This is a genomic window from Trabulsiella odontotermitis (assembly GCF_030053895.1).
In the GTDB taxonomy this organism is placed as follows: domain Bacteria; phylum Pseudomonadota; class Gammaproteobacteria; order Enterobacterales; family Enterobacteriaceae; genus Trabulsiella; species Trabulsiella odontotermitis_C.
Map to the genome: position 1 here is coordinate 945,881 of NZ_CP125781.1, position 12,494 is coordinate 958,374.

The 12,494-nt window shown below is 54.0% G+C and carries 12 protein-coding genes, 1 tRNA gene and 2 pseudogenes; 12 read left to right on the forward strand and 3 right to left on the reverse strand.

Translation table 11 applies throughout. From position 1 onward, the window contains the following. Positions 1–168 precede the first annotated feature (168 nt). Entirely contained in the window at positions 169–834 is a 666-nt protein-coding gene (gene trhA, locus QMG90_RS04675; protein WP_283282797.1) for a PAQR family membrane homeostasis protein TrhA, read from the forward strand. 61 nt (positions 835–895) lie between these two features. Here trhA and ygfZ read toward each other — a convergent pair whose 3' ends face one another. Next, complete coding sequence (ygfZ, locus tag QMG90_RS04680) at positions 896–1,876, reverse strand: tRNA-modifying protein YgfZ (protein ID WP_283282798.1); 981 nt, start codon at positions 1,874–1,876, stop codon at positions 896–898. Between the two features lie 246 nt (positions 1,877–2,122). Here ygfZ and sdhE point away from each other — a divergent pair, with 246 nt between their 5' ends. Together sdhE and QMG90_RS04690 are read left to right on the forward strand one after the other, a co-directional pair. Further along, on the forward strand, positions 2,123–2,389 hold the full coding sequence (sdhE, locus tag QMG90_RS04685; RefSeq protein ID WP_054177491.1) for an FAD assembly factor SdhE: 267 nt from the start codon (positions 2,123–2,125) through the stop codon (positions 2,387–2,389). After that, positions 2,370–2,780 carry a protein YgfX gene (locus QMG90_RS04690; RefSeq protein ID WP_283282799.1) on the forward strand — a complete coding sequence of 137 codons (411 nt, stop codon included), beginning with the start codon at positions 2,370–2,372 and terminating at the stop codon, positions 2,778–2,780. Before sdhE ends, QMG90_RS04690 begins: the two co-directional genes overlap by 20 nt. A gap of 9 nt (positions 2,781–2,789) precedes the next feature. Here the strand turns inward: QMG90_RS04690 and fldB are convergent, their stop codons facing one another. Then, a complete protein-coding gene (gene fldB / locus QMG90_RS04695) occupies positions 2,790–3,311 on the reverse strand; it encodes a flavodoxin FldB (protein ID WP_283282800.1) in 522 nt (173 codons plus the stop codon). A gap of 101 nt (positions 3,312–3,412) precedes the next feature. Here fldB and xerD point away from each other — a divergent pair, with 101 nt between their 5' ends. The 9 genes and pseudogenes from xerD to QMG90_RS04740 form a co-directional block, all read left to right on the forward strand. Beyond that, the gene (gene xerD, locus QMG90_RS04700; RefSeq protein WP_283282801.1) at positions 3,413–4,309 is read left to right on the forward strand and encodes a site-specific tyrosine recombinase XerD; all 897 of its coding nucleotides are present in this window, start codon (positions 3,413–3,415) and stop codon (positions 4,307–4,309) included. A gap of 22 nt (positions 4,310–4,331) precedes the next feature. Then, positions 4,332–5,045 carry a bifunctional protein-disulfide isomerase/oxidoreductase DsbC gene (gene dsbC, locus QMG90_RS04705; RefSeq protein ID WP_283282802.1) on the forward strand — a complete coding sequence of 238 codons (714 nt, stop codon included), beginning with the start codon at positions 4,332–4,334 and terminating at the stop codon, positions 5,043–5,045. 5 nt (positions 5,046–5,050) lie between these two features. Beyond that, positions 5,051–6,784 (forward strand): single-stranded-DNA-specific exonuclease RecJ, encoded by a 1,734-nt coding sequence (gene recJ / locus QMG90_RS04710; RefSeq protein ID WP_283282803.1) that lies wholly within the window; start codon positions 5,051–5,053, stop codon positions 6,782–6,784. Positions 6,785–6,873: 89 nt separating this feature from the next. Next, positions 6,874–7,972 (forward strand): peptide chain release factor 2 gene (prfB, locus tag QMG90_RS04715; protein ID WP_283282804.1). Its coding sequence is split into 2 segments (ribosomal slippage): positions 6,874–6,948 and positions 6,950–7,972, totalling 1,098 coding nucleotides; the frame shifts between segments, so codons are not numbered across the junction. 9 nt (positions 7,973–7,981) lie between these two features. After that, positions 7,982–9,502, forward strand: coding sequence for a lysine--tRNA ligase (gene lysS / locus QMG90_RS04720; RefSeq protein ID WP_283282805.1), 1,521 nt, complete (start codon positions 7,982–7,984; stop codon positions 9,500–9,502). Positions 9,503–9,661: 159 nt separating this feature from the next. Continuing rightward, positions 9,662–10,408, forward strand: a complete 747-nt coding sequence (gene actS / locus QMG90_RS04725; RefSeq protein ID WP_283282806.1) for an amidase activator ActS — start codon at positions 9,662–9,664, stop codon at positions 10,406–10,408. A gap of 80 nt (positions 10,409–10,488) precedes the next feature. After that, positions 10,489–10,562, forward strand: a tRNA-Gly gene (locus QMG90_RS04730). A gap of 276 nt (positions 10,563–10,838) precedes the next feature. After that, positions 10,839–11,949 (forward strand): annotated as a pseudogene (locus QMG90_RS04735) (IS3 family transposase). Between the two features lie 19 nt (positions 11,950–11,968). After that, a pseudogene (locus QMG90_RS04740) lies at positions 11,969–12,204 on the forward strand (ArsC/Spx/MgsR family protein); the annotation flags it as partial. Here QMG90_RS04740 and QMG90_RS04745 read toward each other — a convergent pair. Continuing rightward, positions 12,190–12,489, reverse strand: a complete 300-nt coding sequence (locus QMG90_RS04745) for a MafI2 family immunity protein (RefSeq protein WP_283282807.1) — start codon at positions 12,487–12,489, stop codon at positions 12,190–12,192. The pseudogene QMG90_RS04740 and the gene QMG90_RS04745 sit on opposite strands and share 15 nt — an antisense overlap. Positions 12,490–12,494 lie beyond the last annotated feature (5 nt).

A 12,494-nucleotide genomic window follows, 5' to 3' on the forward strand; every position in this document is an offset into this window, starting at 1 on the left:
CTTTACAAAAAAAGGAACGTGTGTGCGTTGAAATCTGATTGTAACAATATGATTTTATAGTGGTTACAAAAGATAACGGTTTTATTTTAGCTAACAGGTGTTCACTGGAATCATTCTCAGTTACGCTATGTAAGCGTTAAAAGTAGATTCGTTTTCCCGGAGCTCATCATGGTTCGCAAACCATTAATCACACAGGGTTACTCACTGGCAGAGGAAATTGCCAACAGCATCAGCCACGGCATCGGGCTGGTGTTTGGTATCGTCGGTCTGGTGTTGCTGCTGGTGCAGGCGGTAGATGCGAAAGCCAGCGCGATGGCGATAACCAGCTACAGCCTGTACGGCGGCAGCATGATCCTGCTGTTTCTCGCCTCGACGCTCTATCACGCCATTCCGCATCAGCGGGCAAAAATCTGGCTGAAAAAATTCGACCACTGCGCCATCTATTTGTTGATAGCCGGCACCTACACGCCGTTTTTACTGGTGGGTCTTGATTCGCCACTGGCGCGCGGGCTGATGATTGTCATCTGGAGCCTGGCGCTGCTGGGGATCCTCTTCAAACTGACGATTGCGCACCGCTTCAAAGTGTTGTCGTTAATCACCTATCTGACGATGGGGTGGCTGTCGCTGATCGTCGTTTATCAACTGGCAATCAAGCTGGCGGTTGGCGGCGTGACGCTGCTGGCGGTTGGCGGGGTGGTCTATTCGCTGGGCGTGATTTTTTACGTCAGTAAACGCATCCCGTACAACCATGCTATCTGGCACGGATTTGTGCTCGGCGGTAGCGTCTGTCATTTCCTGGCGATTTATTTATATGTGGGGCAAGTGTCGTCGTAATTGCCCGGTGGCGCTGTGCTTACCGGGCCTACAATACCTGCAGACCCGGTAAGACGGCAACTTACTCTTCGAGCGAATAAGGCAGCGGCTCGATGCTCAATGTGTTGGCATCGTCGCGAACACGGAACACGCTGTCCGGCTCCATATCATTGTTCATCACCACCTGCACCAGTAAACGTCCGTCATCCAGTTGAACGGCGGCGAGCACGGTACCGGTACGGCGCCAGTTTTCACCCATCTTCAGTTCAAGATCTTCACCTGCGTCTGGTACACGGCTGGCGGTGCCTGCCAGATACCACATCGCGCGCTTGTTAGCGCCACGGAATTTCGCGCGGGCAACCATCTCCTGACCGGTGTAGCAGCCTTTCTTAAAACTGATGCCACCCAGCGCCTGCAGGTTTGTTGCCTGTGGAATAAACTGACCGCTGTTAGCGCTGTCGATAACCGGCAGCCCGGCTTCGATGTCCAGTGCCAGCCACTGCTGGCTGTTGTTGAGCTGCGCTTCATCACGCAGGGCGTCTGTCACGCGCTGTGCCGTCGCGGCATCAGTAACCAGCAGGAAACGTTCGACAGGCAGTTCGAACCACAAAATGGTGGTGTCGCCGTCCCGGGTGACCTGGTTGTCAGCGTCCGGTAGCGTTGAGAACAGGTTTGCCAGCGCCGCGCGGGCCTGGAACCCCGCCACGCCCAACAAGACGCGTTCGTCATCCGGGGCAATCACAACTTTAGAGAAAACGGCGTATTTTTTAAGCTCAGTGAGCTGGGCGTCACGCAGGCTGCGGCGCTCGATCCACGTAAAACCTTCACCGGAACGGAACAGGCGTAGATTACTCCACATTTTCCCTTTTCCGTCACAATGTGCGGCCAGCAGATGCTGGCTTTCCGCCATGTAATCAACATCAGCGGTGACCTGACCTTGCAGGTATTTTTGGCTGTCCGCGCCGGTGATCGTCGCCAGCGCCCAGTCATCAAGGGTCATCAGCGTCAGCGGCAGACGCGCGGAGGCGGAAGGCTGGCGCGGAGGAAACGGAGTAAAAGCCATAATAATGTCCTGAATTGCTTAACGCTCGAATAATGACTAATGGTAAAAGAGACAGTGCCTAATGCAAGCGCTTTCAACAGGCCATTTGTGCCGTTTTACAGTTCTGCGTACCGCTACGGGAAAAACTGAAAACCTTGCACATCAAAGGGTTTTTTGCTGAATGCGCGCCGCACAGTTTAATATTACTGTAAAGTAAGGGCGGAAAACGCGTTAAACTATTCTGTATTGTTATGCAGGAAGGACAACATGGACATTAATAATAAATCTCGTATCCATTGGGCATGCCGCCGCGGTATGCGCGAACTTGATATCTCTATCATGCCGTTTTTTGAGCATGAGTACGATACGCTGACTGACGACGACAAGCGCCTTTTTATTCGTCTGCTGGAGTGCGACGATCCGGATCTGTTTAACTGGCTGATGAATCACGGAAAACCCGACGATGCCGGGTTACAGCGCATGGTGCTCTTAATTCAGACACGGAATCGGGAACGTGGTCCTGTGGCAATCTGATCTTCGCGTCTCGTGGCGCTCGCAATGGATTTCTCTGCTGCTGCATGGTGTTGTGGCGGCGGTTGTATTGCTGATGCCCTGGCCTCTCAGCTATACCCCGTTATGGCTGTTGCTGCTGTCGCTGGTGGTGTTCGACAGCGTTCGCAGCCAGCGGCGGATTAACGCCCGACAGGGTGAAATCAAACTGCTGATGGACGGGCGGCTTCGCTGGCAGAACCAGGAGTGGGAAATTCTCGGCACACCGTGGATGCTGAGCATCGGGATGCTGCTGCGTTTGCGTCGGGTGGGGCAACGCCGCGGCCAGCATTTATGGCTGGCGGCAGACAGTATGGATAGCAGGGAGTGGCGCGATTTGCGCCGGGTCATTTTGCAAAGACCGGCGCAGGAGTAGCGTGTGGCGTCAGGCGAATTGCTCAGCCATCTCGCCGAGAATTTGCTCACACCAGGTCTGAATGCGTTCGTCGCTCAGATCGTACTGATTGGTTTCATCCAGCGCGAGACCGACGAACAACTGCCCGTCAGCTACGGTCGGTTTTGGGCTGGTGAATTCGTAACCTTCTGTCGGCCAGTAGCCAATGAACGTCACGCCTTTCGTCGCCAGCTTGTCATGCAGCATGCCGAGCGCGTCAAGGAACCATTCGCCATAACCCAGTTGATCGCCCATTCCGTACAGCGCAACGATTTTGCCCTGCAGGTTCAGCGTATCAAGCTGTTCCCAGACGGCCTCCCAGTCTTCCTGAATTTCACCGAAATCCCAGGTGGGAATGCCAAGGATGAGTACATCGTACTGCTCCATGAGCGCCGGTGAGTCATCCTTCACATTATGCAGCGCGACCAGTTCGCTGCCGATAATATCGCGAATTTTCTCCGCCGCCATTTCGGTGTAGCAGGTACTGGAACCGTAGAAAAGACCAATCTTCATCGCCTGAACATCTCATTTCTTGCTATGACTTCGCGCTAGTGTAACAGAAATGCGGTCTGTTCAGGCATAATGGCACGGGTTGCAAACTCAGAGGGGCCGATGTGGAAAAGGATCTCGCACTTATCGAACAGTTTCTTGATGCATTGTGGCTTGAGAAAAATCTGGCGGAAAATACACTCAATGCCTATCGTCGGGATCTGTCCATGCTGGTTGAATGGCTGCAGCATCGTGGGCTAACGCTTGAGACGGTGACGAACGAGGATCTCCAGACATTGCTGGCAGAGCGGCAGGCAGGCGGTTATAAAGCCACCAGCTCCGCACGGCTGTTGAGCGCTATGCGTCGGCTTTTCCAGCATCTGTACCGTGAAAAAATACGTACGGATGATCCGAGCGCGCGTCTGGCGTCGCCAAAACTGCCGCAGCGGCTACCGAAAGATCTCAGCGAGGCGCAGGTTGACCGGCTTTTGCAGGCGCCGCTGGTTGACCAGCCGCTGGAGTTACGCGATAAAGCCATGCTGGAAGTGCTTTATGCCACTGGTCTTCGCGTGACTGAGTTAGTGAGCCTGTCGATGAGCGATATCAGCCTGCGTCAGGGCGTGGTGCGCGTCATTGGGAAAGGCAACAAAGAGCGGCTGGTGCCGCTGGGTGAAGAGGCCATTTACTGGCTGGAGAATTACCTTGAGTATGGTCGCCCCTGGCTGCTGAACGGGGTCTCCATTGACGTCCTTTTCCCCAGCCAGCGCGCGCAACAGATGACGCGCCAGACCTTCTGGCACCGAATTAAACACTATGCCCAACTGGCGGGCATAGACAGCGAAAAGCTTTCGCCGCACGTGTTACGACATGCGTTCGCGACACATCTGCTGAACCATGGCGCGGATCTCCGCGTTGTGCAGATGCTGCTTGGGCACAGCGATCTTTCAACGACGCAGATTTACACCCATGTCGCCACCGAGCGCCTGCGGCAACTTCATCAACAGCATCACCCGCGAGCGTGAGTGCTGATAAAAAGGAAAAGGTATGAAAAAAGGTTTACTGATGTTCACCCTGCTGACCGCTTCGCTGTCCGGAACGGTTCATGCGGATGACGCCGCCATCAAACAGTCGCTGACTAAACTCGGCGTTCAGAACCCGGAGATTCAGTCCGCGCCAGTGGCGGGCATGAAAACCGTGCTGACCGACAGCGGTGTGCTGTACGTGACCGAAGACGGCAAACACATCATTCAGGGACCGATGTACGACGTCAGCGGCGCACAGCCGGTCAACGTCACCAATCAACTGTTAATGACTCGCCTGGATGCGCTACAAAAAGAGATGATCGTCTACAAAGCGCCACAGGAAAAGCACGTCATTACGGTTTTCACTGATATCACCTGCGGCTACTGCCACAAGCTGCATGAAGAGATGAAAGACTACAATGCGCTGGGCATTACCGTGCGTTATCTGGCGTTCCCGCGTCAGGGTATTCAGAGCCAGGCGGAGCAGGACATGAAAGCCATCTGGTGTGCGAAAGATCGCAACAAAGCCTTTGATGACGCGATGGGCGGCAAAGATGTACAACCAGCAAGCTGCGATATTGATATCGCGAAACACTACGCGCTCGGCGTGCAGTTTGGCGTGAATGGCACGCCAGCGATTGTGCTGAACAATGGCTATGTCGTACCGGGTTATCAGGGGCCTAAAGAGATGAAGGCATTCCTGGACGCACACCAGAAACAGACCAGCGGTAACTGATTCGCGTGAAACCACAGATTCAACTTCGTCGTCGTGAAGTCGACGACACGGTGCAACTTCCCGACGATCTCCCCGCGCTGCTGCGCCGTCTGTACGTCAGTCGGGGCGTGAAAAGCGCCGATGATCTCGAACGTAGCGTCAAAGGGATGCTGCCCTGGCAGCAGCTCAGTGGCGTGGAAAAAGCAGTGGAGATCCTCTACAACGCCTTCCGTGAAGGGGTGCGGATCATGGTGGTGGGCGATTTCGATGCCGACGGCGCCACCAGTACGGCACTCAGCGTGCTGGCCATGCGCGCGCTGGGCTGTGAAAACGTCTCCTATCTGGTGCCTAACCGTTTTGAAGATGGTTACGGCCTCAGCCCGGAAGTAGTCGAACAGGCTCACGCGCGTGGCGCGCAGCTGATCGTCACTGTCGATAACGGTATCTCTTCCCACGCCGGGGTGGAACGCGCGCATGCGTTAGGTATCCCGGTGCTGGTCACCGATCACCACCTGCCTGGCGATACACTTCCTGCCGCTGACGCGATCATCAACCCCAATCTGCGCGACTGCCATTTCCCGTCAAAATCACTGGCGGGGGTCGGTGTTGCGTTTTATCTGATGCTGGCGCTGCGCACGCATCTGCGTGATAACGGCTGGTTTGAGGCACGTGGCATTGCGGTGCCGAATCTGGCGGAACTGCTGGATCTGGTCGCGTTGGGAACCGTGGCTGACGTGGTCCCGCTTGATGCCAACAACCGCATTCTTACCTGGCAGGGGCTGAGCCGCATTCGTGCGGGGAAATGCCGCCCGGGAATTAAAGCGTTACTGGAAGTCTCTAACCGCGACGCGCAAAAGCTGGCGGCAAGCGATCTCGGCTTTGCGCTGGGGCCGCGGCTGAATGCGGCAGGGCGGCTGGATGATATGTCTGTCGGCGTGGCGCTGTTGCTGTGCGACAACCCCGGTGAAGCACGAGTGCTGGCGAATGAACTTGATGCGCTCAACCAGACGCGCAAAGAGATCGAGCAGGGGATGCAGGCGGAAGCGCTGACCCTGTGTGAAAAACTGGAACGCAGCCGTGCGACGCTGCCGGGCGGGCTGGCGATGTACCATCCCGAATGGCACCAGGGCGTGGTGGGTATTCTGGCATCGCGGATCAAAGAACGCTTTCATCGTCCGGTGATCGCTTTCGCCCCTGCGGGCGATGGCACGCTGAAAGGCTCCGGACGTTCCATCCAGGGGCTGCACATGCGCGATGCGCTGGAGCGGCTGGATACGCTGCATCCGGGCCTGATGATCAAATTCGGCGGCCATGCCATGGCGGCGGGCCTGTCGCTTGAAGAGGCGCGTTTCGACGAATTCCAGCTGCGCTTCGGCGAACTGGTGACGGAATGGCTCGACCCGTCGCTGTTGCAGGGCGAAGTGGTCTCCGATGGTCCACTTACTCCTGCGGAAATGACGCTGGAAGTGGCGCAGATGCTGCGCGATGCCGGTCCGTGGGGACAAATGTTTCCAGAGCCGTTGTTCGACGGGCGTTTTCGCCTGCTGCAACAGCGCATCGTGGGCGAGCGCCATCTGAAAGTCATGGTGGAGCCAGTCGGCGGTGGGCCGCTGCTGGACGGCATCGCTTTTAATATCGACACCACCTGCTGGCCCGATAACGGCGTGCGTGAAGTGGAGCTGGCGTATAAGCTGGATATCAATGAGTTTCGTGGCAACCGAAGCGTACAGCTCATCATTGACAATATCTGGCCCGGATAACCGTGATATTCGCTATAAAAAAAGGCGGAAATCCGTTAAAATTCCGACTTTATCGCCGCATTTTACAAGTCCATTAAAGAAAACAGACCATGTTTGAAATTAATCCGGTAAAAAACCGCATTCAGGATCTCACTGAACGTTCCGACGTTCTTAGGGGGTATCTTTGACTATGATGCCAAGAAAGAGCGTCTCGAAGAAGTAAACGCCGAGCTGGAACAGCCGGATGTCTGGAACGAACCAGAACGCGCTCAGGCGCTGGGTAAAGAACGTTCCTCCCTCGAAGCCATCGTTGAAACGCTGGATCTCATGTCCCAGGGTCTGGAAGACGTTTCCGGTTTGCTGGAGCTGGCCGTTGAGGCCGACGACGAAGAAACCTTCAATGAAGCGGTAGCTGAGCTTGATCAACTGGAAGAGAAGCTGGCTCAGTTAGAATTCCGTCGCATGTTCTCTGGCGAATATGACAGCGCTGACTGCTATCTCGATATTCAGGCCGGTTCCGGTGGTACGGAAGCGCAGGACTGGGCGAGCATGCTGTTGCGTATGTACCTGCGCTGGGCTGAAGCGCGCGGATTCAAAACCGAAGTCATTGAAGAGTCAGAAGGTGAAGTCGCGGGCCTGAAATCCGCCACCATCAAAATTTCTGGTGACTATGCCTATGGCTGGTTGCGTACCGAAACCGGTGTTCACCGTCTGGTGCGTAAGAGCCCGTTTGATTCCGGTGGCCGCCGCCACACGTCGTTCAGCTCCGCATTCGTCTACCCGGAAGTGGATGACGATATCGACATTGATATCAACCCGGCTGATCTGCGTATTGACGTCTATCGCGCGTCTGGCGCGGGCGGGCAGCACGTTAACCGTACGGAATCCGCGGTACGTATTACCCATATTCCGACCGGGCTGGTAACGCAGTGTCAGAACGACCGTTCACAGCACAAGAACAAAGACCAGGCCATGAAGCAGATGAAAGCGAAGCTTTATGAGCTGGAAATGCAGAAGAAAAATGCCGAGAAACAGGCGATGGAAGATACCAAATCCGACATCGGCTGGGGGAGCCAGATTCGCTCTTACGTCCTGGACGACTCGCGCATTAAAGATTTGCGTACTGGTGTAGAGACCCGCAATACCCAGGCCGTGCTGGATGGCAGCCTGGATCAATTTATCGAAGCAAGTTTGAAAGCAGGGTTATGAGGAACCAAAATGTCTGAACAACAAGCACAAGGTGCCGACGAGGCAATTGACCTTAATAATGAACTGAAATCCCGCCGTGAAAAGCTGGCCGCGCTGCGTGAAGAGCAGGCTGTCGCTTTCCCGAATGATTTCCGTCGCGATCACACCTCTGACCAATTGCACTCTGAATTCGATGGCAAGGAAAACGAAGAACTCGCCTCCCTGAACGTTGAAGTCTCTGTTGCTGGCCGTATGATGACCCGTCGAATCATGGGTAAAGCCTCCTTCGTCACGCTGCAGGATGTCGGTGGCCGTATTCAGCTGTATGTGTCACGTGACGACCTGCCGGAAGGCATTTACAACGAGCAGTTCAAAAAATGGGATCTCGGAGACATCGTTGGTGCCCGCGGTAAGCTGTTCAAAACGCAGACTGGTGAGCTTTCTATTCACTGTACTGAACTGCGTCTGCTGACCAAAGCGCTGCGTCCGCTGCCGGATAAGTATCACGGCCTGCAGGATCAGGAAGCCCGTTATCGTCAGCGTTACCTGGATCTCATCGCGAATGATGAATCCCGTCGTACCTTTAAAGTGCGTTCTCAAATCCTGGCTGGCATGCGCAAATTCATGGTTGAGCGCGGCTTCATGGAAGTCGAAACCCCGATGCTGCAGGTGATCCCGGGTGGTGCGTCTGCACGTCCGTTCATCACGCACCACAACGCCCTTGATATGGACATGTACCTGCGTATCGCGCCGGAACTGTACCTGAAACGTCTGGTCGTTGGCGGCTTCGAACGTGTTTTCGAAATCAACCGTAACTTCCGTAACGAAGGTATCTCCGTTCGCCATAACCCTGAGTTCACCATGATGGAACTCTACATGGCTTACGCTGATTACAAAGATCTGATCGAGCTGACCGAATCCCTGTTCCGTACGCTGGCCGAAACCGTGCTGGGTAAAACGGAAGTGCCTTACGGCGAACACACGTTCGACTTCGGCAAGCCGTTCATCAAACTGACCATGCGTGAAGCTATCAAGAAATACCGTCCGGAAACCAACATGGCGGATCTCGATAACTTCGATTCTGCGAAAGCCATCGCGGAATCTGTCGGCATTCACGTTGAGAAGAGCTGGGGTCTGGGCCGTATCGTCACCGAAATCTTCGACGAAGTGGCAGAAGCCCATCTGATTCAGCCGACCTTCATCACCGAATACCCGGCTGAAGTATCTCCGCTGGCGCGTCGTAATGACACGAACCCGGAAATCACTGACCGCTTTGAATTCTTCATCGGCGGCCGTGAAATCGGTAACGGCTTCAGCGAGCTGAACGATGCGCAGGATCAGGCGCAGCGCTTTAAAGATCAGGTTGCGGCGAAAGACGCTGGTGACGACGAAGCCATGTTCTACGACGAAGACTACGTTACCGCGCTGGAACACGGTTTGCCGCCGACTGCCGGTCTGGGTATCGGTATTGACCGTATGATCATGCTGTTCACCAACAGCCACACCATTCGCGACGTGATTCTGTTCCCGGCTCTGCGCCCACAGAAATAATCGTCTGACGGTGAAAAGCCCCTGGCTCGCGAGAGCGAAGGGGCTTTTTTTTGCCTGTAGATCCTCGGTTTCAGTCGATTTTAAGCCTCACCAGGCATTGGCATCTTGCTTCAGGCTGCTATCATAGGCCATCCGATTGTCGCTGTTTGAGGATTTGCTTTGCGCGCAGGACGCCTGAATCGCTCTCCCTTTTGCCTGATGCTTTGCCTGCTGGCCGGATTACTGCTGGCTGGTTGTTCTGGCAGTAAATCAGGCTCTGACGGTAGTTACAGCGGAGCGACCTATACCGTGAAGCGCGGCGATACGCTGTACCGCATTTCGCGCCTCACCGGTACCAGCGTGAAGGATCTGGCGCGGCTTAACGGCATTTCACCGCCTTATACCATCGAGGTGGGGCAGCGGCTGAAGGTGAATGGCTCGTCGGGCTCCTCAAAGAAAATGAGCAGTAAATCCACCCGCACCGCAAAAGTCACGCCGTCCTCCGCCGTGCCGACATCCTCATGGCCGCCCGTCGGGCAGCGCTGCTGGCGCTGGCCTGCCAGCGGAAAAGTCGTGCTGCCGTATTCAACAAAAGATGGCGGTAACAAAGGCATCGATATCGCAGGCCAGCGCGGTCAGCCAGTGTATGCGGCGGGAGCAGGTAAGGTGGTCTATGTCGGCAACCAACTGCGCGGCTACGGCAACCTGGTGATGATTAAGCACAGCGAAGACTACATCACCGCCTATGCGCATAATGACAAGCTGATGGTAAACAACGGTCAGAACGTGAAAATTGGGCAGCAGATCGCGACCATGGGTAGCAGCGATGCCGACGGCGTGCGGTTGCACTTCCAGATCCGCTATCGCGCAACGGCTATTGATCCGCTGCGTTATCTGCCACCGCAAGGCAGTAAGCCTAAGTGTTAAAAGATTATTTTCTCACCAGTTAGCGTGGGCGAGTCTTGTCAGGCAGGACATAACGTTTATAATGTTTCACGCACTTCTTCGCGGGCGTAGTTCAATGGTAGAACGAGAGCTTCCCAAGCTCTATACGAGGGTTCGATTCCCTTCGCCCGCTCCAAATTACTGATAAATAAACATATTTTTATTTATCAGCTAGTTACTTAGCCCCGCTAATGCAGGTACAGTCGTAACTACACATTGCACAATCGCCGCGCCTGTCGCGTGGTTGGTGTGTGGTAGTCGGGAGCATATCACCGCGCTGGCAGTGGTTTCAACGTTCTTACTGCGACAGCCCAATAACGAACAAAAGCCGCCTGTAACCATCCCCGTAAACCGGCCCATTCACTTTTAGAGATCTTCCGACATACTGATTATGTTCCCGGAGGAGATCGCCATGCGTAAAGCCCGATTCACCGAACACCAGATCATTGCCGTTCTGAAGTCCGTCGAAGCCGGACGTACCGTCAAGGATGTCTGCCGTGAAGCCGGTATTTCTGAGGCCAGCTATTACAACTGGAAAGCGAAGTATGGCGGTATGGAAGCCTCTGATATCAAAAAGATGAAGGATCTTGAGGACGAAAACCGCCGGCTGAAACAAATGTTTGCTGACCTGAGTCTGGAAAATCGTGCGTTAAAAGACGTCATCGAAAAAAAGCTTTAAAATCAGCGATAAAACGTGAGCTCGTCAACTATCTGACTGCCCAGTTTGCGATGAGCATACGCCGGGCATGCAGGATGTTATCGCTGAGCAGGACGGTATTTCGTTACCAGCCGGATACACGGCGTGATGAGCCAGTGATTGTGGCGCTGACTGTAGCGGCTGAGCGCTATCCACGGTATGGATTTAATAAACTTTTTCAGATACTTCGCAGACAAGGCAATCCCTGGAACCATAAAAGAGTCCACCGGATTTACTGCCTGCTGAAACTGAATTTTCGCCGTAAGGAAAGCAGCGTTTGCCGGTACGTAACCCGTCACCACTGGCAACGCCGGAAGCACTTAACCAGAGCTGGTCGATAGACTTTATGCATGATGCTTTGGTCTGCGGCAGACGGTTCCGGACCTTCAATGTGGTTGATGACTTTAACCGCGAGGCCCTCGCAATAGAAATCGATCTGAATATCCCGGCACAACGGGTGGTCCGGGTGCTGGACAGGATCGTGGCAAACCGGGGTTATCCGCTGAAACTGCGGATGGACAACGGCCCGGAACTCATTTCGCTGACGCTGGCGCAATGGGCAGAAGAGCATGGTGTGGCACTGGAATTTATTAAACCAGGCAAACCAACACAGAATGCGTTTATCGAACGTTTTAACCGGACCTACCGGACAGAAATACTGGATTTTTACCTGTTCAGGACACTGAATGAAGCACGGGAAATAACAGAGCGCTGGCTGACGGAATATAACAGTGAGCGACCTCATGAATCCCTGAATAACCTGACGCCGGAAGAGTACCGGCTGATGGCTGAAAAACCGGAAATCTCAAAAAGTGCGTGGAACTAAAACGGGTGTGCTTACAAAAGGACTCGCGGAAAATAAGTTTACCGACGATCACTTAATCGGCTTTATGCTGCAGCATCCGATCCTGATAAAACGGTCAGTCGTAGTACCACCGATGGGGATGCGTCTGTGCTGTCCCTCGAGGTGGTTCTTGATATTCTTCCGGAGCCGCAAAAAGCCGCTTTTTCTAAGGAAAACGGTGAGCAAATGGTTAATAATTTTTTGCCCCGACGTGTGTCTGAGCTATTCGTTTCTTAAGAATACCAACATTCCATTAGTATTCTTAATGGGTTGAGGATAATCAAGCCTCGTGGCAATCGCCTCTATGACAAAATCTTCATCAAAATCCGCAATAACTTCAGTTTCTACCACTGACACTAACTCCTCATCATCGTCATTGGGTTCACCGTCAAAATAAAACAGCAAGCTGATATTTTTATTTTTCAATTCAACAACTACAGCTCGAATGTTTGGAGTTACATTACCTAACAGAGCCCTTTGTAAGGAAAGCCTTACATATGAACTTAAATCCGAGGAAGTCATCACAT